At 42.2% G+C, this 25,119-nt stretch carries 33 protein-coding genes and 1 other annotated feature; all 33 genes read left to right on the forward strand.

Features of this window, described 5'->3' with window-relative positions; genetic code table 11:
- The first annotated feature begins 3 nt into the window (after window positions 1–3).
- Window positions 4–540 (forward strand): transcription termination/antitermination protein NusG, encoded by a 537-nt coding sequence (nusG, locus tag FPV17_RS00770; RefSeq protein WP_035395629.1) that lies wholly within the window; start codon window positions 4–6, stop codon window positions 538–540.
- 159 nt (window positions 541–699) lie between these two features.
- On the forward strand, window positions 700–1,125 hold the full coding sequence (rplK, locus tag FPV17_RS00775; protein WP_035395631.1) for a 50S ribosomal protein L11: 426 nt from the start codon (window positions 700–702) through the stop codon (window positions 1,123–1,125).
- Window positions 1,126–1,224: 99 nt separating this feature from the next.
- The gene (rplA, locus tag FPV17_RS00780) at window positions 1,225–1,920 is read left to right on the forward strand and encodes a 50S ribosomal protein L1 (RefSeq protein ID WP_038475767.1); all 696 of its coding nucleotides are present in this window, start codon (window positions 1,225–1,227) and stop codon (window positions 1,918–1,920) included.
- Between the two features lie 43 nt (window positions 1,921–1,963).
- Window positions 1,964–2,099 (forward strand) — a sequence feature (ribosomal protein L10 leader region).
- Between the two features lie 35 nt (window positions 2,100–2,134).
- Window positions 2,135–2,635, forward strand: coding sequence for a 50S ribosomal protein L10 (rplJ, locus tag FPV17_RS00785; RefSeq protein ID WP_060705941.1), 501 nt, complete (start codon window positions 2,135–2,137; stop codon window positions 2,633–2,635).
- Between the two features lie 46 nt (window positions 2,636–2,681).
- Entirely contained in the window at window positions 2,682–3,041 is a 360-nt protein-coding gene (rplL, locus tag FPV17_RS00790; protein WP_035395635.1) for a 50S ribosomal protein L7/L12, read from the forward strand.
- A 79-nt stretch (window positions 3,042–3,120) separates the two neighbouring features.
- The gene (locus FPV17_RS00795) at window positions 3,121–3,735 is read left to right on the forward strand and encodes a class I SAM-dependent methyltransferase (RefSeq protein WP_144557431.1); all 615 of its coding nucleotides are present in this window, start codon (window positions 3,121–3,123) and stop codon (window positions 3,733–3,735) included.
- A gap of 309 nt (window positions 3,736–4,044) precedes the next feature.
- Window positions 4,045–7,587 carry a DNA-directed RNA polymerase subunit beta gene (gene rpoB, locus FPV17_RS00800; protein WP_060705943.1) on the forward strand — a complete coding sequence of 1,181 codons (3,543 nt, stop codon included), beginning with the start codon at window positions 4,045–4,047 and terminating at the stop codon, window positions 7,585–7,587.
- A gap of 111 nt (window positions 7,588–7,698) precedes the next feature.
- A complete protein-coding gene (gene rpoC / locus FPV17_RS00805; RefSeq protein ID WP_144557433.1) occupies window positions 7,699–11,319 on the forward strand; it encodes a DNA-directed RNA polymerase subunit beta' in 3,621 nt (1,206 codons plus the stop codon).
- 98 nt (window positions 11,320–11,417) lie between these two features.
- Entirely contained in the window at window positions 11,418–11,666 is a 249-nt protein-coding gene (locus FPV17_RS00810) for a 50S ribosomal protein L7ae-like protein (protein WP_035395636.1), read from the forward strand.
- A 98-nt stretch (window positions 11,667–11,764) separates the two neighbouring features.
- On the forward strand, window positions 11,765–12,184 hold the full coding sequence (gene rpsL, locus FPV17_RS00815) for a 30S ribosomal protein S12 (RefSeq protein WP_035395638.1): 420 nt from the start codon (window positions 11,765–11,767) through the stop codon (window positions 12,182–12,184).
- 38 nt (window positions 12,185–12,222) lie between these two features.
- A complete protein-coding gene (gene rpsG, locus FPV17_RS00820) occupies window positions 12,223–12,693 on the forward strand; it encodes a 30S ribosomal protein S7 (protein ID WP_035395639.1) in 471 nt (156 codons plus the stop codon).
- A 38-nt stretch (window positions 12,694–12,731) separates the two neighbouring features.
- A complete protein-coding gene (fusA, locus tag FPV17_RS00825) occupies window positions 12,732–14,810 on the forward strand; it encodes an elongation factor G (RefSeq protein ID WP_038475780.1) in 2,079 nt (692 codons plus the stop codon).
- A 117-nt stretch (window positions 14,811–14,927) separates the two neighbouring features.
- Window positions 14,928–16,118, forward strand: a complete 1,191-nt coding sequence (tuf, locus tag FPV17_RS00830; RefSeq protein WP_038475783.1) for an elongation factor Tu — start codon at window positions 14,928–14,930, stop codon at window positions 16,116–16,118.
- Window positions 16,119–16,410: 292 nt separating this feature from the next.
- Complete coding sequence (gene rpsJ, locus FPV17_RS00835) at window positions 16,411–16,719, forward strand: 30S ribosomal protein S10 (protein WP_017729599.1); 309 nt, start codon at window positions 16,411–16,413, stop codon at window positions 16,717–16,719.
- Window positions 16,720–16,759: 40 nt separating this feature from the next.
- Window positions 16,760–17,380, forward strand: coding sequence for a 50S ribosomal protein L3 (rplC, locus tag FPV17_RS00840; RefSeq protein WP_035395645.1), 621 nt, complete (start codon window positions 16,760–16,762; stop codon window positions 17,378–17,380).
- A gap of 24 nt (window positions 17,381–17,404) precedes the next feature.
- On the forward strand, window positions 17,405–18,028 hold the full coding sequence (gene rplD / locus FPV17_RS00845; RefSeq protein WP_035395646.1) for a 50S ribosomal protein L4: 624 nt from the start codon (window positions 17,405–17,407) through the stop codon (window positions 18,026–18,028).
- Complete coding sequence (rplW, locus tag FPV17_RS00850) at window positions 18,028–18,315, forward strand: 50S ribosomal protein L23 (protein ID WP_035395648.1); 288 nt, start codon at window positions 18,028–18,030, stop codon at window positions 18,313–18,315. Before rplD ends, rplW begins: the two co-directional genes overlap by 1 nt.
- 26 nt (window positions 18,316–18,341) lie before the next feature.
- The gene (gene rplB / locus FPV17_RS00855) at window positions 18,342–19,172 is read left to right on the forward strand and encodes a 50S ribosomal protein L2 (protein ID WP_144557435.1); all 831 of its coding nucleotides are present in this window, start codon (window positions 18,342–18,344) and stop codon (window positions 19,170–19,172) included.
- Between the two features lie 60 nt (window positions 19,173–19,232).
- A complete protein-coding gene (rpsS, locus tag FPV17_RS00860; protein WP_035395650.1) occupies window positions 19,233–19,508 on the forward strand; it encodes a 30S ribosomal protein S19 in 276 nt (91 codons plus the stop codon).
- Window positions 19,509–19,530: 22 nt separating this feature from the next.
- On the forward strand, window positions 19,531–19,875 hold the full coding sequence (gene rplV, locus FPV17_RS00865; protein WP_035395652.1) for a 50S ribosomal protein L22: 345 nt from the start codon (window positions 19,531–19,533) through the stop codon (window positions 19,873–19,875).
- A 3-nt stretch (window positions 19,876–19,878) separates the two neighbouring features.
- Window positions 19,879–20,541, forward strand: a complete 663-nt coding sequence (gene rpsC, locus FPV17_RS00870) for a 30S ribosomal protein S3 (RefSeq protein ID WP_035395653.1) — start codon at window positions 19,879–19,881, stop codon at window positions 20,539–20,541.
- A 2-nt stretch (window positions 20,542–20,543) separates the two neighbouring features.
- Complete coding sequence (gene rplP / locus FPV17_RS00875; protein ID WP_035395655.1) at window positions 20,544–20,981, forward strand: 50S ribosomal protein L16; 438 nt, start codon at window positions 20,544–20,546, stop codon at window positions 20,979–20,981.
- Window positions 20,968–21,171 (forward strand): 50S ribosomal protein L29, encoded by a 204-nt coding sequence (gene rpmC / locus FPV17_RS00880; RefSeq protein ID WP_035395658.1) that lies wholly within the window; start codon window positions 20,968–20,970, stop codon window positions 21,169–21,171. The genes rplP and rpmC overlap by 14 nt, the downstream gene beginning before the upstream one ends.
- A gap of 17 nt (window positions 21,172–21,188) precedes the next feature.
- Window positions 21,189–21,449, forward strand: a complete 261-nt coding sequence (gene rpsQ / locus FPV17_RS00885) for a 30S ribosomal protein S17 (RefSeq protein ID WP_035395660.1) — start codon at window positions 21,189–21,191, stop codon at window positions 21,447–21,449.
- A gap of 29 nt (window positions 21,450–21,478) precedes the next feature.
- Window positions 21,479–21,847 (forward strand): 50S ribosomal protein L14, encoded by a 369-nt coding sequence (rplN, locus tag FPV17_RS00890; protein ID WP_035395662.1) that lies wholly within the window; start codon window positions 21,479–21,481, stop codon window positions 21,845–21,847.
- A gap of 55 nt (window positions 21,848–21,902) precedes the next feature.
- Window positions 21,903–22,211, forward strand: coding sequence for a 50S ribosomal protein L24 (gene rplX, locus FPV17_RS00895; RefSeq protein ID WP_035395719.1), 309 nt, complete (start codon window positions 21,903–21,905; stop codon window positions 22,209–22,211).
- 29 nt (window positions 22,212–22,240) lie between these two features.
- Complete coding sequence (gene rplE, locus FPV17_RS00900; RefSeq protein ID WP_038475797.1) at window positions 22,241–22,780, forward strand: 50S ribosomal protein L5; 540 nt, start codon at window positions 22,241–22,243, stop codon at window positions 22,778–22,780.
- Between the two features lie 26 nt (window positions 22,781–22,806).
- Window positions 22,807–22,992 carry a type Z 30S ribosomal protein S14 gene (locus FPV17_RS00905; protein WP_035395665.1) on the forward strand — a complete coding sequence of 62 codons (186 nt, stop codon included), beginning with the start codon at window positions 22,807–22,809 and terminating at the stop codon, window positions 22,990–22,992.
- Between the two features lie 26 nt (window positions 22,993–23,018).
- Window positions 23,019–23,417 carry a 30S ribosomal protein S8 gene (gene rpsH / locus FPV17_RS00910; protein WP_035395667.1) on the forward strand — a complete coding sequence of 133 codons (399 nt, stop codon included), beginning with the start codon at window positions 23,019–23,021 and terminating at the stop codon, window positions 23,415–23,417.
- A gap of 32 nt (window positions 23,418–23,449) precedes the next feature.
- Window positions 23,450–23,986, forward strand: a complete 537-nt coding sequence (rplF, locus tag FPV17_RS00915) for a 50S ribosomal protein L6 (RefSeq protein WP_144557437.1) — start codon at window positions 23,450–23,452, stop codon at window positions 23,984–23,986.
- A 31-nt stretch (window positions 23,987–24,017) separates the two neighbouring features.
- Window positions 24,018–24,380, forward strand: a complete 363-nt coding sequence (gene rplR, locus FPV17_RS00920) for a 50S ribosomal protein L18 (RefSeq protein WP_035395670.1) — start codon at window positions 24,018–24,020, stop codon at window positions 24,378–24,380.
- A gap of 23 nt (window positions 24,381–24,403) precedes the next feature.
- Window positions 24,404–24,904 (forward strand): 30S ribosomal protein S5, encoded by a 501-nt coding sequence (gene rpsE, locus FPV17_RS00925; RefSeq protein WP_035395672.1) that lies wholly within the window; start codon window positions 24,404–24,406, stop codon window positions 24,902–24,904.
- A gap of 13 nt (window positions 24,905–24,917) precedes the next feature.
- Window positions 24,918–25,106, forward strand: coding sequence for a 50S ribosomal protein L30 (rpmD, locus tag FPV17_RS00930; RefSeq protein WP_035395673.1), 189 nt, complete (start codon window positions 24,918–24,920; stop codon window positions 25,104–25,106).
- Window positions 25,107–25,119 lie beyond the last annotated feature (13 nt).

Genomic DNA, 25,119 nt, shown 5'->3' on the forward strand with positions numbered 1-25,119 from the left:
AAAATGGAAAAGAATTGGTTTGTAGTACACACGTATTCAGGTTATGAAAATAAAGTAAAAGCAAATCTAGAAAAACGTGTGGAATCGATGGAAATGACAGATCACATTTTCCGCGTGCTCGTTCCGGTTGAAGAAGAAACGGAAACGAAAAACGGGAAAACAAAGCAAGTAACAAAGAAAGTCTTCCCTGGATACGTATTAGTGGAAATGGTTATGACTGATGATTCATGGTATGTTGTACGTAACACACCAGGGGTAACCGGATTTGTTGGATCAGCAGGTGCAGGTTCTAAACCGACAGCGCTTATGCCGGATGAAGTTGATCGCATCCTTAAACAAATGGGCGTAGAAGAACAGCTTATGGAAGTGGACTTTGAAATTAAAGAGTCTGTTAAAGTGAAAACAGGTCCATTTGCAGACTTTGTCGGTACGATTGAAGAGATTCAGCTAGATAAACAGAAGCTAAAAGTTCATGTAAACATGTTCGGTAGAGAAACGCCAATTGAATTAGAATTTGCGCAAGTTGAAAAGATTTCTTAAAAAAACTTGCGCCATTGTTTTTTAAGTGATAGAATCTTAATGTTTAGTATGACAGAATACTTTACAGTCGGATGTTTTTGCATCCGTCTTTTTGAGTGGGAGGATATGAAATTTGACATATCCGGGTAACCACATCACGGACTTAAGGAGGTATGTCACGTGGCTAAAAAGGTAATTAAAATGGTTAAGCTACAAATCCCTGCAGGTAAAGCCAATCCGGCACCACCAGTTGGACCAGCACTAGGTCAAGCAGGTGTAAATATCATGGGATTCTGTAAAGAATTTAATGCTCGTACAGCAGACCAAGCAGGTCTTATCATTCCAGTAGAAATTACTGTATTTGAAGACCGTTCTTTTACATTTATCACAAAAACGCCACCAGCTGCAGTTCTTTTGAAGAAAGCAGCAGGAATCGAATCAGGTTCTGGTGAGCCTAACCGTAACAAAGTTGCGACGGTAAAACGCGATAAAGTAAAAGAAATCGCTGAAACAAAAATGCCTGATTTAAATGCGGCTTCTGTTGAAGCGGCTATGCGCATGGTTGAGGGTACTGCCCGCAGCATGGGTATTGTGATTGAAGACTAATTGGTTCGTTTGCTGAGAGGTTGCGCTCAACATATGGGTCGCAGCCTTTCAAATAGTGGGAGGACTTTCCGTTAAAACCACATACGAGGAGGAAATAGAATGGCTAAAAAAGGTAAGAAATATACAGACGCTTTGAAGCTTGTTGATCGCGATGCGTCATACCAAGCAGAAGAAGCTATTGAATTAGTGAAAAAAACATCTATCGCTAAGTTTGATGAAACAGTAGAAGTTGCTGTTCGTCTTGGCGTTGACCCTAAAAAAGCAGACCAGCAAATCCGTGGAGCAGTTGTGCTTCCACACGGAACTGGTAAAACGCAACGCGTTCTTGTATTTGCTAAAGGTGAAAAAGCGAAAGAAGCTGAAGCAGCTGGAGCAGACTTCGTTGGAGAAGATGATTTAATTAATAAAATCAATCAAGGTTGGTTTGACTTTGATGTAATCGTTGCAACTCCAGACATGATGGCTCAAGTTGGTCGCCTTGGTCGTGTGCTTGGACCAAAAGGTCTTATGCCGAACCCGAAAACAGGAACTGTTACGTTTGATGTAACAAAAGCTGTTGAAGAAATCAAAGCTGGTAAGGTAGAATACCGCGTTGATAAGTCAGGAAACATCCATGTACCAATTGGTAAAGTTTCTTTTGACTCAGCGAAGCTTACGGATAACTTCAAAACAATCATTGAAACACTTCACAAAGTAAAGCCTGCTGCAGCAAAAGGAACATATGTTAAGAACATTGCAGTAGCTTCAACAATGGGCCCTGGTGTCCGCGTTGTTACTTCAGCTTACTCTAAATAATTCCATTTGACATGGGTTGTAACGTTGTGGTAAGTTTTATCTTGTGATTAAAATAGTCATGCCGTAGACAGTAGGAGCGTGTTCGCTTAAATATCCTACCGAGGTGAGCAAATAGATCTCTTGTAATTTAGAGTGAATTGCCCTCGTGTGTCGAACGCGAGGGCTTTCTATATGAGCCGAGCGGTATGCAATTCGTTTTACAGGAGGTGTAACTATGAGCAGTATTATCGAGCAAAAACAACAAGTTGTAGCTGAAATTGCTGGAAAGCTAAAAGACAGCAAGTCAACGATTGTTGTTGACTATCGTGGTCTTAATGTTGCGCAAGTAACAGAGCTTCGTAAGCAACTACGTGAAGCAGGTGTTGAGTATAAAGTTTACAAAAACACACTTGTACGTCGTGCTACAGCTGAGACAGGCCTTTCTGGACTTGATGAGCACCTTGTTGGACCAACTGCAATCGCATTTGGTGCAGAAGATGTTATCGCTCCAGCTAAAGTTCTTAATGAATTTGCGAAGAAGAACGAAGCGCTTGAAATTAAAACAGGTGTAATCGAAGGTGAAGTTGCAACAGCGGCAGATGTGAAAGCATTAGCTGAGCTTCCATCTCGTGACGGTTTACTTTCAATGCTTGCAAACGTGCTTCAAGCACCGGTACGTCAGTTCGCGCTTGCTACAAAAGCAGTTGCAGAACAAAAAGAAGAACAAGGCGCGTAAGTTAACCGCCTAAACTATAACGGATATCGAATTAGGAGGATTTACAATGAGTAAAGATCAAATCATTGAAGCGATCAAAGAAATGACAGTTCTTGAGCTAAATGACCTTGTAAAAGCAATCGAAGAGGAGTTTGGTGTAACAGCAGCAGCTCCAGTAGCAGTAGCAGCAGGTGGCGGAGAAGCAGCAGCTGAGCAAACTGAATTTGATGTAGTTCTAGAATCTGCTGGTTCATCTAAAATCGGCGTAATTAAAGTGGTTCGTGAAATCACTGGTCTTGGACTTAAAGAAGCGAAAGCACTAGTTGATGGTGCTCCAGCTCCAATCAAAGAAGGCGTTTCTAAAGAAGACGCTGAAGAAATGAAAGGCAAGCTTGAAGAAGCTGGCGCTAGCGTAGAAGTTAAGTAATTTCGCTTAACAATAGAAAGAAGGTCCGTGGAACGTTTCCACGGACCTTCTTTTCCCATAAAGTAAAGGAGGGATTCTGTTGAGTGACCATTATTATTCCCATTCACCAAATGCTAAAAGCGAAGAGCGAACGTGGCGTTATACGTTAAGAGGGCATCAATTTTCGTTTACTACCGATAGGGGTGTCTTTTCAAAAGGTGAAGTAGATTTTGGTAGCAGGCTCTTGATTGAAACCTTTCAGGCACCAGAAATCGATGGAAGTATTCTTGATGTTGGTTGTGGTTATGGCCCTATTGGGTTAGCTCTTGCTAAAGAATATCGAGATCGTTCCGTTGTCATGATGGATGTGAATGAGCGCGCATGCACACTCGCGGAAAAAAACGCAACAGCGAATGGTGTAACGAACTGTGACATTCGTTGTTACGAGAATGGTGTGAATGAGTTACGAGATTCGGACGTATTTGCTTCAGTGGTGACGAACCCGCCTATACGAGCTGGTAAAGAGACTGTTCATGAAATCTATGAAGATGCGTATGAGAGGTTGCTTCCAGGAGGAGAGCTTTGGGTCGTGATCCAAAAGAAGCAAGGAGCGCCATCGACGAAAAAAAAGTTAGAAGATTTGTTTGGAGAAGAGTCAGTTGAAGTGAAGGCAAAGGATAAGGGGTATTTCATCTTTTTTGCAAGAAAAAATTGACTTGTTTTTTTCTCTATGCTATTATTATTTAATGCGTATAACTGCCTAAAATGCCGTTTCCAAATTCATGAGAGAACGCTCAATGATTGAAACGGTTCATTTTTGGTTATGCTAGTGCAATGCGTATATTTTATATGAAAAATGTTTCTGATTTTCATACTATAAAGCTTTTTGTTCGTTTTGTATAGTCTAACATTTTTATGTTGGATCATGTAAGACATTAGGATCAATCTGTTTGACTATCATTTTATGAGGGGCAAACAGTTGTAAGTTTAGATACTAAAACGCGAGATTTAAGGGGTGAATCAGTTGACAGGTCAACTAATTCAGTATGGACGTCACCGCCAGCGAAGAAGCTATGCGCGAATTAATGAAGTGCTGGATCTGCCAAACTTAATTGAAATTCAAACAGCTTCTTATCAATGGTTTCTTGATGAGGGTTTAAGAGAAATGTTTCAGGATATTTCTCCAATCCAAGACTTTACAGGTAATCTAGTCTTGGAATTTATTGACTACAGCTTGGGCGAACCAAAATATCCAGTTGATGAGTCAAAAGAACGTGATGTAACGTATGCTGCTCCACTTAGAGTAAAAGTACGTTTAATCAACAAAGAAACAGGTGAAGTAAAAGAGCAAGAAGTGTTCATGGGAGATTTCCCTCTTATGACAGAGACAGGTACGTTTGTCATTAATGGTGCTGAACGTGTTATTGTATCTCAGCTTGTTCGTTCACCGAGTGTGTACTACAGCCAAAAACTTGATAAAAACGGTAAAAAAGGGTTTACAGCTACCGTTATTCCGAATCGCGGAGCGTGGCTTGAGCTTGAAACAGATGCAAAAGACATCGTTTATGTTCGTATTGACCGTACAAGAAAAATTCCTGTGTCGGTATTACTGCGTGCGCTAGGTTTTGGTTCTGATCAAGAAATCATTGACCTTTTAGGTGAAAATGAGTACTTGCGTGCGACCCTTGAAAAAGATAATACAGATTCAACGGATAAAGCGCTACTAGAAATCTACGAGCGCCTGCGTCCAGGAGAACCGCCAACAGTTGAAAATGCAAAGAGCTTATTGGAATCTCGTTTCTTTGATCCAAAGCGCTATGACTTAGCAAATGTTGGACGTTACAAGATCAATAAAAAGCTTCATATAAAGAATCGCCTCTTCAATCAACGTTTAGCGGAAAAGCTTGTTGATCCTGAAACAGGGGAAGTGCTTGCTGAAGAAGGTACATTGCTGGACCGTCGTACATTGGATAAGCTTATCCCTCATTTAGAGAAAAATGTTGGTTTCCGTACAGCTCGTACGTCTGGTGGCGTATTAGAAGAGTCTGATGTAGACATTCAGTCTATCCGCATTCAAGCAGCTGATGATCTTGATGAAGAAAGAACCATTTCCGTTATCGGTAATGGCATGGTTGATCGTGATGTGAAGCACATTGCTCCATCCGACATCATTGCTTCTATCAGCTACTTCTTTAACTTGTTACACGGTGTAGGCGACACGGATGATATTGATCACCTTGGTAACCGTCGTTTGCGTTCTGTAGGGGAACTTCTACAAAATCAGTTCCGTATTGGTCTTTCTCGTATGGAGCGTGTGGTACGTGAACGGATGTCAATTCAAGACCCGAATGTCATCACGCCACAGGCTCTCATTAACATTCGTCCTGTTATTGCATCGATTAAAGAGTTCTTTGGTAGCTCTCAGCTTTCCCAGTTTATGGACCAAACAAATCCTCTTGCCGAGTTAACGCATAAGCGTCGTCTCTCTGCACTTGGACCAGGTGGTTTAACGCGTGAACGTGCTGGCATGGAAGTGCGAGATGTTCATTACTCTCACTATGGTCGTATGTGTCCGATTGAAACGCCAGAGGGTCCGAACATTGGCTTAATTAACTCCCTTTCTTCTTATGCAAAAGTAAATGAGTTTGGTTTCATGGAAACACCGTATCGTCGTGTGGATCCTGAGACTGGTAAAGTAACAGCTCGTATTGATTACTTAACAGCAGATGAAGAAGATAATTATGTAGTCGCTCAAGCGAATGCGAAGTTAAATGATGATGGTTCATTTATGGATGAAAACATTATCGCTCGTTTCCGTGGTGAAAACACCGTTGTTCCTTTTGAAAGAATTGACTATATGGATGTATCGCCGAAACAAGTTGTATCTGCGGCAACCTCATGTATTCCTTTCTTAGAGAATGATGACTCCAACCGTGCACTTATGGGAGCGAACATGCAGCGTCAAGCTGTTCCGTTGCTTGTACCTGAAGCACCACTTGTTGGTACAGGAATGGAGCATATGTCTGCGAAAGATTCTGGTGCCGCCGTTGTATCGAAATACCCTGGTGAAGTAGAGCGCGTTACGGCAAAAGAAATCTGGGTGCGCCGTATTGAAGAAGTAGATGGTAAACAAGTAAAAGGGGATCTTGATAAATATCGCCTGCAAAAGTTTATCCGCTCGAACCAAGGAACAAGCTACAACCAGCGCCCAATCGTTCGTGAAGGTGACGTTGTTGAAAAGCGTGAAATTCTTGCAGATGGTCCTTCTATGGAACAAGGCGAAATGGCTCTTGGTCGTAACGTACTTGTTGGCTTTATGACATGGGAAGGTTACAACTACGAGGATGCGATTATTTTAAGTGAGCGCCTTGTGAAAGACGATGTATATACATCTATTCATATTGAGGAATATGAAAGTGATGCGCGTGATACGAAGCTTGGACCTGAAGAAATTACAAGGGATATTCCAAACGTCGGTGAAGATGCGCTTCGTAACCTTGATGAGCGTGGCATTATCCGTACTGGTGCAGAAGTGAAGGATGGCGACATTCTTGTTGGGAAGGTGACACCAAAAGGGGTTACAGAACTAACAGCTGAAGAGCGACTTTTACATGCAATCTTTGGTGAAAAAGCTCGTGAAGTTCGTGACACTTCTTTACGTGCACCGCACGGCGGAGACGGTATCGTGTTAGATGTAAAAATCTTTAATCGTGAAGATGGCGACGAGTTACCTCCTGGTGTGAATCAGCTTGTACGCGTCTATATTGTACAGAAGCGTAAGATTAACCAAGGTGACAAGATGGCCGGCCGTCACGGTAACAAAGGGGTAATCTCACGTATTCTTCCAGAAGAAGATATGCCGTATCTTCCAGATGGAACGCCGATCGATATCATGTTAAACCCATTAGGGGTACCATCACGAATGAACATCGGACAAGTGCTTGAGCTTCATTTAGGAATGGCGGCTCGAAAACTTGGTATTCACGTTGCATCACCAGTATTTGATGGCGCTCGTGAAGAAGATGTTTGGGGAACGCTTGACGAAGCGGGCATGGCTCGTGACGGTAAAACAATCCTTTATGATGGACGCACAGGTGAGCCGTTTGACAACCGTGTTTCTGTAGGAATCATGTACATGATTAAACTTGCGCACATGGTTGATGATAAGCTTCACGCACGTTCAACAGGTCCTTACTCTCTTGTTACGCAGCAGCCGCTTGGTGGTAAAGCTCAGTTTGGTGGACAGCGTTTTGGAGAGATGGAAGTATGGGCACTTGAAGCCTACGGTGCTGCGTACACGCTACAAGAGATCTTAACGGTGAAATCAGATGATGTTGTAGGTCGTGTGAAAACGTATGAAGCAATCGTTAAAGGTGAAAATGTCCCTGAACCTGGTGTTCCTGAATCGTTCAAAGTATTAATCAAAGAGCTTCAGTCCCTTGGTATGGACGTTAAGATGCTTTCAAGTAATGAAGAGGAAATTGAGATGAGAGAATTAGACGATGAAGATGAACAAACATCTGAAAAGCTAAATCTCCAATTAGAAACAAACGAATCACAAGCTTAATAGTGAGGAGGGAGGAGTAATCCTCCTTCCCTCATCCATTTATAGAGGGTGGAACGTTCCACCTATAAAAGGGACTCCACAGTAGTGGAAATCATAAGGGAGGTTGGCCCCTTGATCGATGTAAATAACTTTGAATACATGAAAATTGGTTTGGCATCGCCAAATAAGATTCGTTCTTGGTCTCGTGGTGAAGTAAAAAAACCTGAGACAATTAACTACCGTACATTAAAGCCCGAAAAAGACGGTCTTTTTTGTGAGCGTATCTTTGGACCGCAAAAAGACTGGGAATGTCATTGTGGAAAATATAAACGCGTTCGTTATAAAGGTGTCGTTTGTGACCGTTGTGGTGTTGAAGTTACACGGGCCAAAGTACGCCGTGAGCGCATGGGGCATATCGAATTAGCTGCTCCTGTATCCCACATTTGGTATTTCAAAGGGATCCCAAGTCGAATGGGGCTTGTTTTAGACATGTCTCCTCGTTCTCTAGAGGAAGTCATTTATTTCGCATCGTACGTGGTAACAGATCCAGGTGATACACCACTTGAGAAGAAGCAACTCCTTTCGGAAAAGGAATACCGCGCTTATTATGATAAATACGGTCGCACGTTCACAGCGTCAATGGGCGCAGAAGCGATTCGTAAACTTTTAGCTGATATTGATTTACCTAAAGAAGTAAATGCGTTAAAAGAAGAATTAGAAACAGCACAAGGTCAAAGACGTACACGTGCGATTAAACGTTTGGAAGTACTGGAAGCATTCCGTAACTCAGGGAACGAGCCATCTTGGATGGTGCTTGATGTTCTTCCTGTTATCCCACCAGAACTACGTCCGATGGTTCAATTAGACGGTGGGCGTTTTGCGACTTCTGATCTAAACGATCTTTATCGTCGGGTTATTAACCGGAATAACCGTTTGAAACGTCTATTAGATCTAGGTGCACCAAATATTATCGTACAAAATGAGAAGCGTATGCTTCAAGAAGCCGTAGATGCGCTGATTGATAATGGTCGTCGTGGCCGTCCTGTTACAGGTCCTGGTAACCGTCCATTAAAATCACTATCTCATATGCTGAAAGGGAAACAAGGTCGTTTCCGTCAAAACTTATTAGGTAAACGTGTTGACTACTCTGGTCGTTCGGTTATCGTTGTTGGTCCGAACTTAAAGATGTATCAGTGTGGTTTACCGAAAGAAATGGCGCTTGAACTGTTTAAGCCATTTGTTATGAAAGAGCTTGTTTCAAAAGGGTTAGCTCATAACATTAAGAGTGCGAAGAGAAAAGTCGAACGTGTTCAGCCAGAAGTCTGGGATGTACTAGAAGAGGTTATTCGTGAACATCCGGTACTGCTAAACCGTGCACCGACACTTCACCGTTTAGGAATTCAAGCTTTCGAACCAATTTTAGTTGAAGGCCGCGCAATTAAGCTTCACCCTCTTGTATGTACAGCTTATAATGCTGACTTTGATGGTGACCAAATGGCGGTACACGTACCACTTTCTGCTGAAGCACAAGCGGAAGCGCGTATTTTAATGTTAGCTGCGCAAAACATCTTGAATCCTAAGGATGGTAAGCCAGTCGTAACACCTTCACAGGATATGGTCCTTGGTAACTACTATTTAACAATGGAGAATGCAGAGGCTCGTGGAGAAGGTGCAGTATTTAAAGATACGAACGAAGCGATTATTGCGTATCAAAACGGCTACGTCCACCTTCATACAAGGGTTGCTGTTCCTGTTTCATCCCTTAACAAGCCTACTTTTAAAGAAGAGCAGCAAGACTTGCTTTTACTTACAACTGTAGGGAAGTTACTTTTCAATGAAATTATGCCGGATTCATTCCCTTATATAAATGAGCCGACAAACACAAACCTTGAAGTAGAAACGCCAGAGAAATATCTCGTTTCAAGTGATACAAACATTAAGGAAGAATTTAAGAATCGCCCTATCGTTGCGCCGTTCAAAAAAGGATTCCTTGGTAATGTTATCTCTGAAGTCTTCAAGAAGTTCAAGATTACAGAAACGTCTAAAATGCTTGACCGCATGAAAGACCTTGGTTTCACGTATTCGACAAAAGCGGGTATTACCGTTGGTGTATCTGATATCGTCGTACTATCTGAGAAAAAGGAAATTCTCGAAGAAGCTGATACGAAAGTTGAACGTATTACGAAGCAGTTCCGTCGTGGTTTGATTACAGAAGAAGAGCGTTATGATCGTGTTATCTCTATCTGGAGTGAAGCGAAAGACGTTATTCAAAGTAAGTTGATGGGTACCCTTGATGAACGTAACCCAATCTTTATGATGAGTGACTCTGGAGCCCGTGGTAACGCATCAAACTTTACGCAGCTTGCTGGTATGCGTGGATTAATGGCGAATCCATCTGGTCGAATTATTGAATTACCGATCAAATCAAGTTTCCGTGAAGGGTTAACGGTACTAGAGTACTTTATCTCTACACACGGAGCTCGTAAAGGTCTTGCTGATACCGCACTTAAAACGGCTGACTCAGGTTATCTAACACGTCGACTTGTTGACGTTGCCCAAGACGTTATCGTTCGTGAAAATGACTGTGGCACAGATCGCGGTCTTGAAGTAGCGGCGATTAAAGAAGGCACTGAAACAATTGAGAATCTATACGATCGTCTTGTTGGCCGTGTGGCGTTTAAAACGGTTCGTCATCCAGAAACGGAAGAAGTGCTTATTCGTCGCGGTGAATTAATGACTGAAGACATTTCGAAACAGATTGTAGATGCTGGTGTTGAAGCAGTAACGATTCGTTCTGTCTTTACATGTAATACCCGTCATGGTGTATGTAAAGCTTGTTATGGCCGTAACCTTGCAACAGGTAGCGATGTTGAAGTTGGAGAAGCAGTTGGTATTATCGCTGCCCAATCGATCGGTGAGCCAGGAACACAGCTTACGATGCGTACATTCCACACAGGTGGTGTAGCAGGAGACGATATTACACAAGGTCTACCGCGTATTCAAGAGTTGTTTGAAGCCCGTAATCCTAAAGGTCAAGCAACAATTACTGAAATTGATGGCGATGTAATCGACGTTAAAGACGGTGATAAGCGAGAGGTAACCATTCAAAACGCACTTGAAACGAAAAATTATGCAATCCCTTATGGTTCTCGTCTGAAAGTGGTTCCTGGTGATAAAGTTGTTGCTGGTCAAACACTAACAGAAGGTTCAATTGATCCGAAAGAATTGCTTAAAGTTACTGGTATGGGTGGCGTTCAAGAGTATCTCTTACGTGAAGTTCAAAAAGTATACCGCCTTCAAGGGGTAGAAATTGGCGATAAGCACGTTGAGGTTATGGTTCGCCAGATGCTTCGTAAAATCCGTGTAGTTGATGCAGGGGATACAGGCGTCTTACCAGGTTCACTCATTGAGATTCAGAAGTTTAACGATGCAAATAGCAAAGTTCTTGTAAGCAATGATCGACCAGCAACAGGTCGTCCAGTCTTACTAGGAATTACAAAAGCATCACTTGAAACAGATTCCTTCTTATCTGCAGCGTCATTCCAAGAAACAACTCGTGTCTTAACAGATGCAGCTATTAAAGGAAAACGTGATGAACTTCTTGGACTTAAAGAGAATGTAATCATTGGTAAGTTAGTACCAGCAGGAACGGGATTGAATCGTTATAAGAATCTCGGTATCCATTCTGCCCATGATGAAAAAGCAGAAAAAACCGAAGAAGTTGTAGCAGAGGAAGTACTCGTTCAAGAATAAATTATTGAAATCACCGGATAGGCTGTTGACACAGCCTATCTTGCGGTGATACTATATCAAAGTGTGCCTGAACAGTCTGCTGCTTTGGAGGTTTGACTATGTCTTATGAAAAAGTAGAACAGGCAAAAGATCCGGTAATCGGAAGAAAACAGACACTAAAAGCACTGCATGCTCGTATAGTCAAAGAGCTGTACGTGGCAAACGACGCTGATCAGCGGATAACGCAAGAGGTTGTCAATGCTGCTATAGATACAGATGTTGCGGTTGTGTATGTCGATTCAATGAAGTTGCTTGGAAAAGCGTGTGGAATTGAAGTCGGTGCAGCCACTGTAGCGTTAAGGAAATAGAGAGTTTGTTTTGATTGTTCAAAACAACCTATTCTTTTGCCTAAACATGAACCACCTGGATCAGTGGTCTTAGAAATAAAGAAGGGAGGAAACAAAAAATGCCTACTATTAATCAGTTAATTCGCAAAGGTCGCGTAGACAAAGTGAAAAAGTCTGACTCTCCTGCACTTAACAAAGGATACAATAGCTTCAAAAAAGCTCAAACAAATGTATCTTCTCCACAAAAACGTGGTGTTTGCACGCGTGTTGGTACAATGACACCGAAGAAACCGAACTCGGCTCTTCGTAAATATGCTCGTGTACGTTTGACGAACTCAATTGAGGTTACTGCATACATCCCAGGAATTGGACACAACTTGCAAGAGCACAGTGTTGTACTTATCCGTGGAGGTCGTGTAAAAGACTTACCAGGAGTACGTTACCACATCGTTCGTGGTGCACTTGATACTGCAGGTGTTCAAAACCGTATGCAAGGTCGTTCTAAATATGGAACAAAGAAGCCAAAAGAGAAAAAGTAATAAACTAAAAAGGATAATCGGTGAAAGGAGGGGGACTCATGCCTCGTAAAGGTCCAGTACCACGTCGTGATGTATTGCCTGATCCAATGTATAATTCTAAGCTTGTAACCCGCCTCATCAACCGCATCATGGTTGACGGGAAGCGCGGAACTGCTCAAACGATTTTATATAATGCTTTCGATCTTGTAAAAGAGCGTAGCGGAAACGATGCAATGGAAGTTTTCGATCAAGCATTGAAAAATATTATGCCAGTTCTTGAAGTTAGAGCTCGCCGTGTTGGTGGTTCAAACTATCAAGTACCAGTAGAAGTAAGACCTGATCGTCGTACGACTTTAGGTTTACGTTGGTTAGTAAACTATTCACGTCTTCGTGGCGAAAAGACAATGGAAGAGCGTCTTGCTAACGAAATTCTTGATGCAGCAAACAACACTGGTTCTGCAGTTAAGAAACGTGAAGATATGCATAAAATGGCAGAAGCAAATAAAGCATTTGCTCACTACCGCTGGTAGGATTAAAAAAACATTTATTTTGAAAGGAGAACGTTATTATGGCAAGAGAATTCTCCTTAAAAGATACGCGTAATATCGGCATCATGGCTCACATCGATGCCGGTAAAACGACGGCAACTGAACGTATTCTTTACTATACAGGTCGTGTACACAAAATTGGTGAAACACACGAAGGTGCTTCTCAAATGGACTGGATGGCGCAAGAGCAAGAGCGTGGTATTACAATCACGTCTGCTGCGACGACAGCTCAATGGAAAGACCACCGTATCAATATCATTGATACACCTGGACACGTAGATTTTACAGTAGAAGTTGAACGTTCATTACGTGTACTTGATGGGGCAGTTGCGGTATTAGATGCACAATCAGGTGTTGAACCGCAAACAGAAACTGTTTGGCGTCAAGCAACAACGTATGGTGTACCACGTATCGTATTCGTTAACAAAATGGATAAGACTGGTGCAGATTTCATGTATTCTGTTGGAACATTACGTGATCGTTTACAAGCGAACGCTCACCCAATTCAACTTCCAATCGGTGCTGAAGATGAGTTCTCGGGTTTCATTGACTTAATTGAAATGAAAGCTCACATCTCAAAAGATGACCTTGGACAAGAATGGGAAGTAACAGATATTCCTTCTGAATATGAAGAGCAAGCAACAAAAATGCGCGAATCACTAGTTGAAGCAGTTGCTGAACTAGATGAAGAGCTTATGATGAAGTATCTTGAAGGTGAAGAGCCAACAAACGAAGAGCTTGTTGCTGCTATCCGCCAAGGTACTTGTAATGTTGACTTCTACCCTGTTATTTGTGGTTCTGCTTTCAAAAACAAAGGGGTTCAAGCTTTACTTGATGCAGTACTTGCTTACTTGCCATCTCCTCTCGACGTTGCGGCTATTCGTGGTCATGTTCCTGACAGCGAAGAAGAAGTAACGCGCGAGCCTGGTGATGATCAACCGTTTGCTGCACTTGCATTTAAAGTAATGACGGATCCTTTCGTAGGGAAACTTACATTCTTCCGTGTTTACTCTGGTACACTTAATTCTGGTTCTTACGTTCGTAATGCGACGAAAGATAAGCGTGAACGTGTAGGTCGTATTCTTCAAATGCATGCAAACTCACGTGAGGAAATCTCAACGGTTTACTCTGGTGATATTGCTGCTGCAGTTGGTTTAAAGGATACAACTACTGGGGATACTTTATGTGATGAAAAGAACCTTGTAATCTTAGAGTCCATGCAGTTCCCTGAACCAGTTATTCACTTATCTGTAGAGCCTAAGTCAAAAGCAGACCAAGATAAAATGGGTATTGCGCTTGCGAAGCTTGCAGAAGAGGATCCAACATTCAAAACGCATACTGATGAAGAAACGGGTCAAACCATTATCGGTGGTATGGGTGAGCTTCACCTAGATATCATCGTTGATCGTATGAAGCGTGAATTCAAAGTAGAAGCAAACGTTGGTGCACCTCAAGTTTCATACCGTGAAACAATTCGTCAAACTGCACAAGTCGAAGGTAAATTCGTACGTCAGTCTGGTGGACGCGGTCAGTTCGGACACGTTTGGGTTGAGTTCTCTCCTAACGAAGAAGGCGCTGGCTTTGAATTCGAAAATGCGATTGTTGGTGGAGCAGTTCCTCGTGAATACATTGGTTCCGTTCAACAAGGTATTGAAGAAGCACTTGATAACGGTATGGTTGCTGGATTCCCAGTAATTGATATTAAAGCGAAACTGTATGATGGTTCTTACCACGATGTCGATTCATCTGAGATGGCCTTTAAGATTGCCGCTTCAATGGCACTTAAAAATGCTAAATCAAAATGTGCTCCGGTACTGCTTGAGCCTTTAATGAAGGTTGAAGTTGTTATTCCTGAAGAGTACATGGGTGACATTATGGGTGACATTACAGCTCGTCGTGGACGCGTTGAAGGAATGGAAGCTCGTGGTAACTCACAAACGGTTAAAGCGTTTGTTCCACTTGCTGAAATGTTTGGTTATGCAACTAGCCTTCGTTCTCGTACACAAGGTCGTGGAACGTATTCAATGTTCTTTGATCACTATGAAGAAGTACCTAAGAGTGTTTCTGAAGAGATCATCAAAAAACAAACTGGAGCTTAAGTCTTCCGCGTTGTTTTGAGTAACAATTTGTTGTAAGCTAGGAAGGAAACTGGCTGCTTGTCAGCTACCTTTCTTATGAATAAAAAAATTAACTGTATTTAAGGGAGGAAATGAATCATGGCTAAAGAAAAATTTGATCGTTCCAAAACACATGCCAATATCGGTACAATTGGACACGTTGACCATGGTAAAACAACTTTAACTGCTGCAATTACAACTGTACTTGCTAAACGTTCTGGTAAAGGACAAGCAATGGCATATGATGCAATCGATGGTGCTCCAGAAGAGCGTGAGCGTGGTATCACAATCTCAACTGCACACGTTGAGTATGAAACTGATTCTCGCCACTATGCACACGTTGACTGCCCAGGACACGCTGATTATGTTAAAAACATGATCACTGGTGCTGCACAAATGGACGGAGGAATCCTAGTAGTATCTGCTGCTGACGGTCCAATGCCACAAACTCGTGAGCACATCCTTCTTTCTCGTCAAGTAGGCGTACCTTACCTTGTTGTATTCTTAAACAAATGTGACATGGTAGATGACGAAGAGCTACTTGAGTTAGTAGAAATGGAAGTACGTGACCTTCTTTCTGAGTATGACTTCCCTGGTGATGACGTTCCAGTTATCCAAGGTTCTGCTCTTAAAGCACTTCAAGGTGAAGCTGAGTGGGAAGAAAAAATCGTTGAGCTTATGAACGCTGTTGACGAATATATCCCAACTCCAGAGCGCGACAAAGATAAGCCTTTCATGATGCCAGTTGAGGACGTATTCTCAATCACTGGTCGTGGAACAGTTGCTACTGGTCGTGTAGAGCGTGGTCAACTTAACGTTGGTGACACTGTAGAAATTCTTGGTATTGAAGAAGAGAAGAAATCTACAACAGTAACTGGTGTAGAAATGTTCCGTAAGCTTCTTGATTATGCTGAAGCTGGAGACAACATCGGTGCACTTCTTCGTGGGGTAGCTCGTGAAGATATCCAACGTGGGCAAGTACTTGCTAAGCCTGGTACAATTACACCACACACAAACTTCAAAGCTGAAGTTTATGTTCTTTCAAAAGAAGAGGGTGGACGTCACACTCCATTCTTCTCTAACTATCGTCCACAATTCTATTTCCGTACAACTGATGTAACTGGTATCTGCCAATTACCAGAAGGTACTGAAATGGTTATGCCTGGCGATAACATTGAAATGACTGTTGAGCTTATCGCTCCAATCGCGATTGAAGAAGGTACTAAATTCTCAATCCGTGAAGGTGGCCGTACTGTAGGCGCTGGCGTTGTAGCTACAATCCAAAAATAATTCATTTCTATAACTAAAGAGGACGGATTTTATTCGTCCTCTTTTTCTTTTGAAAAAAATTCTCTCAAACCCTTGCAATCATAGGCGTTGATCTATATAATAGTAGAAGTGTGCCCCGAAAGGTGCGTTTCTTTGTTTCTATGAACGGAAAGTAATCGTTTCTATGTGTCACACGTTTGACAGCGATGATGCGGAAGGTTGCTGACACACCCGGCCCCTTTGCCATGGGAGGGTGAGGAAATTTCCGCGGAGTATGTCTATTTTATAAAATGGGCGAAAAAGGAGGGCTATTATGGCAAAGCAAAAGATTCGTATTCGTTTAAAAGCGTATGATCACCGTGTACTAGATCAGTCAGCTGAGAAGATTGTTGAAACGGCAAAACGTTCAGGTGCGAGCGTATCAGGACCGATTCCACTTCCAACTGAGAAATCTGTTTACACGATTTTACGTGCGGTTCACAAGTATAAAGATTCTCGTGAGCAGTTCGAAATGCGTACGCACAAACGTCTAATTGACATTGTGAATCCAACACCACAAACTGTGGATGCTTTAATGCGTTTAGATTTACCATCTGGCGTTGATATCGAAATTAAGCTATAAGCTAAAAAATAAATTTAACATTTAATAGGAGGTGTAACGGATGTCCAAAGGAATCTTAGGAAGAAAAATTGGTATGACTCAAGTATTTGCTGAAAACGGTGAAGTAATTCCTGTAACAGTTATTGAAGCTGAACCAAATGTTATTCTTCAGAAGAAAACAATTGAATCAGATGGTTATGAAGCTATTCAAATCGGTTTCGCTGATGCGAAAAAGCCTAATAAACCAGAAGCAGGTCATGCAGCGAAAGCAGAAGCAACACCTAAGCGCTTCATTAAGGAAATCCGTGACGTTAATCTTGACGAGGTTGAAGTTGGTCAAGCGATTAGCGTAACAACATTTGCAGCAGGAGAAATCGTTGATGTAACAGGTACATCTAAAGGGAAAGGTTTCCAAGGTGCTATCAAGCGCCACAACCAATCTCGTGGACCTATGTCTCACGGTTCTCGTTACCACCGTCGTCCTGGTTCAATGGGACCTGTAGCGCCTAACCGCGTATTTAAAGGTAAATTATTACCTGGTCGTATGGGTGGAGAGCAAATTACAATCCAAAACCTAGAGATCGTTCGTGTAGATGAAGAGCGCAATCTTCTTCTAGTTAAAGGGAACGTTCCTGGTGCGAAGAAAAGCTACGTAACTGTTCAAGCAGCAGTTAAAGCGTAACGTTATAGAAAGGAGGCCATTCGAATGCCAAAAGTAACAGTTTTTAACCAAACAGGTTCTCAAGTTGGAGACATCGAACTTGCTGATGCAGTATTTGGGATTGAACCAAATAACAGTGTATTACATGATGCAGTAATCATGCAGCAAGCGTCTCTACGTCAAGGTACGCATAAAACAAAAGGACGTTCTGAAGTTCGTGGTGGTGGTAGAAAGCCATGGCGCCAAAAAGGAACTGGACGTGCGCGTCAAGGTTCTATCCGTTCTCCACAATGGGTTGGCGGTGGTGTTGTATTTGGACCAACTCCGCGTAGCTACAGCTACAAACTTCCAAAGAAAGTTCGTCGTTTAGCTCTTAAATCTGCTTTGTCTTCTAAAGTACAAGGTTCAGAATTAGTTGTTCTTGATACTCTTTCTTTTGAAGAGATTAAAACGAAATCTATGAAGGAAGTACTTGCTAGTTTATCAGTAGAATCAAAAGCACTTGTTGTAACAGCTGATTACAACGAAAATGTTGCTCTTTCTGCTCGTAACTTACCAGGTGTTACTTTCCTTACAGCTGACAGCGTTAATGTGTTAGACCTACTTAAGCATGGCAAAGTTGTCATCACTAAAGACGCAGTCGAAAAGGTAGAGGAGGTGCTTGCGTAATGTCGAACGCACGTGATATCATTAAGCGCCCTATTATTACTGAGAAGTCTGCTGACTTAATGGAAAATAAACAGTACACGTTTGACGTTGATGTTCGCGCGAACAAATCTCAAATCAAAGATGCGATTGAAGAAATCTTTGAAGTGAAGGTTGCTAGCGTCAACACGGTCAACTATAAAGGTAAGTCTAAGCGATTCGGTCGTTTCACAGGCTTTACTGCAAAACGCAAGAAAGCAGTCGTTCAACTATCAGCGGATAGTAAAGAACTAGACTTCTTTGAAGCGTAAGAATTTGAAGAAGGAGGGAACTTATTATGGCAATTAAAAAGTATAAACCGACCAGTGCCGGACGTCGTCACATGAGTGTGTCTGATTTCGCTGAAATCACAACTGACAAGCCGGAAAAATCGTTACTTGCTCCTTTGCATAATAAAGGTGGTCGTAACAACCAAGGTCGTTTAACTGTACGTCATCAAGGTGGCGGTCATAAGCGTCAGTACCGTGTAATTGATTTCAAACGTAATAAAGATGGAATTCCAGGACGCGTTGCTACAGTCGAGTATGATCCAAACCGCTCTGCAAACATCGCTTTGATTCACTATGTTGATGGTGAAAAGCGTTATATCTTAGCTCCAAAAGGGTTAAAAGTAGGTACTATGATTGAGTCTGGTTCTGAAGCGGACATTAAAGTTGGTAACACATTACCACTAATTAATATCCCTGTAGGTACTGTGATTCACAACATTGAACTTCGTCCTGGTAAAGGCGGTCAATTAGTACGTTCTGCTGGTACTGAAGCTCAACTTCTTGGTAAAGAAGGACAATATGTACTTGTACGTCTAAACTCAGGTGAAACACGTTACATTCTTGCGACTTGCCGCGCAACGATCGGTCAAGTTGGAAATGTTGAACACGAGCTTATTAACATCGGTAAAGCTGGACGTTCTCGTTGGAAAGGTATCCGTCCAACTGTTCGTGGTTCTGTAATGAACCCTAACGATCACCCACACGGTGGTGGTGAAGGTAAAGCGCCAATCGGCCGTCCGTCACCAATGTCTCCATGGGGTAAACCAACACTTGGATTCAAAACTCGTAAGAAAAACAAACACTCCGACAAGTACATCGTACGTCGTCGTAAAAAATAACGTGGTTTGTCTACGGTTCTCGCATAGAACCGTGGCCGAATCTCGAAGGGAGGCACTCACATGGGCCGTAGTTTGAAAAAAGGACCTTTCGTCGATGGTCATTTGATGAAGAAAGTCGAAGCTTTAAACGAAACAAACGACAAGAAAGTTGTAAAGACTTGGTCTCGTCGTTCTACAATCTTCCCTGACTTTATTGGTCACACGTTTGCTGTTTATGATGGACGCAAGCACGTACCGGTATATGTATCAGAAGATATGGTTGGACACAAACTTGGTGAATTTGCTCCTACACGCACGTATAAAGGGCATGCCGCTGACAAGAAAACAAGACGTTAAGTAAGAAAGGAGGACCAATCTCATGGAACAAGCTAAAGCTGTTGCGAAACAGGTTCGCATTGCGCCTCGTAAAGTTCGTCTTGTTATCGATCTTATTCGCGGTAAACAAGTCGGTGAAGCCATTGCAATCTTAAAGCATACACCTAAATCTGCTTCTCCTGTAGTTGAAAAGCTTTTAAATTCCGCTATTGCGAATGCTGAGCACAATTACGAAATGGAGCCGAATAATCTCGTTATTTCAGAAGCTTTCGTTGATGAAGGCGTTACGCTTAAACGTTTCCGCCCTCGTGCACAAGGTCGTGCGAGCCGGATCAACAAACGTACGAGCCACATTACATTGGTTGTATCAGAAAAGAAGGAGGGATAACACATGGGTCAAAAAGTAAATCCTATCGGACTTCGCGTTGGCGTTATTCGTGACTGGGATTCTAAGTGGTACGCTAGTAAAAAAGACTACGCTGATCTACTTCATGAAGACATCGCAATTCGTGAACACGTTGAAGGTCGTTTAAAAGATGCATCAGTATCTAAAGTAGAAATCGAACGCGCTGCGAACCGTGTGAATATCACAATTTCTACTGCCAAGCCAGGAATGGTGATCGGAAAAGGCGGTTCAGAAGTTGAAGCACTACGTAAATCTCTAAACCAACTTACAGGTAAAAGAGTACACATTAACATTTCAGAAATTAAGCAAGCAGATTTAGATGCTAAATTAGTTGCTGAAAATATCGCTCGCCAGTTAGAGAATCGTATCTCTTTCCGTCGTGCAATGAAACAAGCAATCCAACGCACAATGCGTTCTGGTGCAAAAGGAATTAAAACACAAGTGTCTGGTCGTCTTGGTGGCGCAGATATCGCTCGTGCAGAGCACTATAGCGAAGGAACAGTTCCACTTCACACACTTCGTGCTGATATTGACTATGGTACAGCTGAGGCTGATACAACATACGGCAAAATCGGTGTGAAAATTTGGGTTTACCGTGGTGAAGTCCTTCCAGCGAAAGGAACGAACAAAGAGGAAGGAGGCAACTAATCATGTTAATGCCTAAACGCGTTAAATATCGTCGTGAACACCGCGGAAAAATGCGTGGTCGTGCTAAAGGCGGTACAGAAGTACATTTCGGTGAATACGGTCTACAAGCGCTTGAAGCGTCTTGGATTACAAACCGTCAAATCGAATCAGCTCGTATTGCAATGACTCGTTACATGAAACGTGGCGGTAAAGTATGGATTAAGATTTTCCCATCTAAACCTTACACTGCTAAGCCACTTGAAGTTCGAATGGGTTCAGGTAAAGGTGCTCCAGAAGGTTGGGTTGCCGTCGTGAAACCAGGTAAGATTATGTTTGAAATCTCCGGTGTATCTGAAGAAGTTGCACGCGAAGCTTTACGTCTTGCCTCTCACAAGTTGCCTGTTAAATGTAAATTCGTAAAACGTGAAGAAGTGGGTGGTGACTCAAATGAAAGCAACTGATATCCGTAATTTAACCACTGCTGAAATCGAACAAAAGACGCAAACTCTTAAAGAAGAGCTTTTCAACCTACGCTTTCAATTAGCAACTGGGCAACTTGAAAACCCAGTGCGCATTCGCGAAGTCCGCAAAGGTATTGCACGTGCAAAAACTGTTTTGCGTGAACGCGAGCTCGGAATTAACAACGGCTAAAAAAGGAGGTTTGCTGCATGGACCGCAATCAGCGTAAAGTTTACCAAGGTCGTGTCGTTTCTGACAAAATGGACAAAACGATTAGCGTACTTGTTGAGACATACAAGGTCGATCGCCTTTATGGTAAACGTGTAAAGTACTCAAAGAAGTTCAAAACACATGATGAAGAAAATACTGCAAAAGTTGGCGACATCGTTCGTATTATGGAAACTCGCCCACTTTCAAAAGATAAACGTTTTCGTTTAGTAGAAGTTGTAGAAGAAGCTATTATTATCTAATAGGCTACGGTTGAAAGGAGGTAAACAGTATGATTCAACAAGAAAGCCGTTTAAAAGTTGCTGACAACTCTGGAGCGCGTGAAGTTCTTTGTATCAAAGTACTTGGTGGTTCTGGACGTAAGACAGCTAACATTGGTGATGTTATTGTTTGTTCGGTAAAACAAGCAACACCAGGTGGCGTTGTTAAGAAAGGTGATGTTGTCCGCGCGGTAATCGTTCGCTCTAAAAGCGGTGTTCGCCGTAACGACGGGTCATATATCAAGTTTGATGAGAACGCAGCTGTAATCGTACGTGACGATAAGGGTCCTCGTGGAACTCGTATCTTCGGTCCGGTAGCACGTGAACTTCGAGACAAACAGTTTATGAAAATTGTTTCTCTAGCTCCTGAGGTACTATAAGGTTCGTTTTGGATAAAGAGATCAATGGATGTTTACTCAGGGAGGTGCAAAAGTGATGCATGTCAAAAAAGGCGATACAGTAATCGTTATTGCTGGTAAAGACAAAGGGAAGCAAGGGACGATCCTTGAAGCTTACCCGAAAAAGAGCCGTGTGCTTGTTGAAGGAATTAACATGGTAAAGAAACACGCCAAACCTTCACAAGATAATCCACAAGGTGGAATTCTTGATCAAGAAGCACCGATTCATTCTTCTAACGTTATGCTAGTTGATCCAAAAACAGGAGAACGTACTCGTGTTGGATTTAAAGAAGAAGATGGTAAAAAAGTACGTGTAGCGAAAAAATCTGGCGAAATCATCAAGTAGTCAGTCAGGTGAAAGGAGGACCACTCTAAATGAATCGTTTGAAAGAAAAGTATCAGACTGAGATTGTTTCATCTCTAACAGAGAAATTTAACTATTCTTCTGTAATGGCTGTGCCAAAGATTGAAAAGATTGTTGTGAACATGGGTGTCGGTGAAGCTGTTCAAAACGCAAAAGTTTTGGATAAAGCGGTTGAAGAACTTCAACAAATCACTGGTCAAAAGCCTGTTGTAACAAAAGCAAAGAAATCAATTGCTGGCTTTAAATTACGTGAAGGTATGCCAATCGGTGCAAAAGTTACATTACGTGGTGAGCGTATGTATGACTTCTTGGATAAATTGGTTTCTGTTTCTCTTCCACGTGTACGTGACTTCCGTGGGATCTCAAAGAAAGCATTTGACGGTCGTGGAAACTACACGCTTGGCGTGAAAGAACAACTAATTTTCCCGGAGATCGACTATGATAAAGTTGATAAAGTCCGTGGTATGGATATCGTAATCGTTACAACTGCTCAGACAGATGAAGAAGCGCGTGAATTACTTACTCAAGTAGGCATGCCGTTCCAAAAATAATCTCTTAAAGAAGAGGAGGGAACACGTTGGCAAAAAAATCTATGATTGCAAAGCAACAGCGCACTCCTAAGTATAACGTTCAAAAGTATACTCGTTGTGAGCGTTGCGGACGTCCTCATTCAGTGTTGCGTAAATTTAAACTTTGCCGTATTTGCTTCAGAGAACTTGCTTATAAAGGGCAAATTCCTGGTGTGAAAAAAGCAAGCTGGTAAATCGATTGGGAAGGAGGTAATTAATTATGGTCATGACGGATCCAATTGCAGATATGCTAACTCGTATTCGTAACGCGAACCTTGTACGTCACGAGAAATTAGAGCTTCCTGCTTCTATGGTGAAGAAGGAAATCGCTGAAATTCTTAAGCGTGAAGGTTTTGTTCGCGATTATGAGTACATTGAAGATAACAAACAAGGTGTTATTCGTATCTTCTTAAAGTACGGAACATCTAACGAGCGTGTAATTACTGGTCTTAAACGTATTTCTAAGCCAGGACTACGTGTCTACGCAAAATCAACTGAACTACCTCGTGTACTTGGTGGTCTTGGTATTGCGATCGTATCGACTTCTAAAGGTTTATTAACTGATAAAGAAGCGCGTCAACAACAAATCGGTGGCGAAGTACTCGCTTACGTTTGGTAATAAAGCTTAATTGAAATGGAGGTGTACTACAAATGTCTCGAGTAGGATTAAAACCTATTACAATTCCTGAGGGAGTTACAGTTTCTTTAGATGGTAACCTTTGTACTGTTAAAGGTCCTAAAGGTGAATTGAGCCGTGAGCTTCACCCTGCTATTAAAGTAAACTTAGAAAACAACGAAATGAGTTTCGCTCGTCCATCAGATCATAAAGAGCACCGTGCTCTACATGGTACAATGCGTGCGAACGTAAACAACATGGTTGAGGGAGTAACAAAAGGATTTGAGCGCGCACTTGAACTGAACGGTGTCGGTTACCGTGCTTCTAAATCTGGCAATAAGCTTGTGCTTAACGTTGGTTATTCTCACCTAGTTGAAATCACACCTGAAGAAGGTCTTGAAATCGAAGTACCATCTAACACGAAAGTTGTTGTTAAAGGAATTAACAAAGAACGTGTTGGTGCACTTGCTTCTAACATTCGCGCTGTACGTCAGCCTGAGCCTTACAAAGGTAAAGGTATTCGTTATGAAGGCGAGTATGTGCGTCGTAAAGAAGGTAAAACTGGTAAATAATTAGTATCGACAAAGAAAGGAATGACGTCTCATGATTACGAAGCCTAACTCAAATACAGGCCGTAAGAAAAGACACGCTCACGTACGCCGCAATTTAAGCGGTACGCCGCAGCGTCCACGTTTAAACGTATTCCGTTCTTCTAAGCACATTTACGCTCAATTAATTGATGACGTGAATGGTGTAACTCTTGCTCAAGCTTCATCACTTGATAAAGAACTGAAGATCGAAAAGGGTTCAAATAAAGAAGCAGCTCGCCAAGTTGGTGAAGCAGTTGCAAAACGTGCGATCGAAGCGGGACACGAAGTGATCGTGTTTGACCGTGGAGGATATCTATATCACGGACGCGTTGCTGAGCTTGCAGATGCAGCTCGCGAAGCAGGTCTGAAATTCTAAAAACGAAGGAGGGAAACCTTTTTATGCGTTCAATCGATCCAAATACTTTGGAACTTGAAGAAAAAGTCGTTACGATCAACCGTGTCGCAAAGGTTGTTAAAGGTGGTCGTCGCTTCCGCTTTGCTGCACTTGTTGTAGTAGGGGATAAAAATGGTCACGTCGGCTTTGGAATGGGGAAAGCTCAGGAGGTACCTGAAGCAATCCGTAAAGCTGTTGAAGATGCAAAGAAAAACTTAATTGAAGTACCGCTTGTAAATACAACAATCCCACACCAAATTGTTGGACGTTTTGGTGCTGGACGCGTATTTCTAAAGCCGGCTTCAGAAGGTACTGGAGTTATCGCTGGTGGTCCTGTACGTGCTGTACTTGAACTATCTGGCGTTGGCGATGTCCTTTCTAAGTCTCTTGGTTCAAGCAACCCAATTAACATGGTTCGTGCTACTATCACAGGCTTATCGAATCTTAAGCGCGCTGAAGAAGTAGCAAAACTACGTGGTAAATCCGTAGAAGAACTGTTAGGTTAAGGGAGGGATTACGATGGCGAAGAAGTTAGAAATCACCCTTACACGTAGCTTGATCGGCCGTCCTAGCGATCAACGCGTGACAGTAAACACACTTGGTTTACGTAAAATGCATCAAACTGTAGTACAAGAAGATAACGTAGCAATTCGTGGTATGGTTAACAAAGTAAAGCACTTAGTTACTGTAAACGAAATTGACGCGTAAATAGATGATTTTT

Source organism: Shouchella miscanthi (assembly GCF_007725405.1).
In the GTDB taxonomy this organism is placed as follows: Bacteria; Bacillota; Bacilli; order Bacillales; family Bacillaceae_D; genus Shouchella; species Shouchella hunanensis.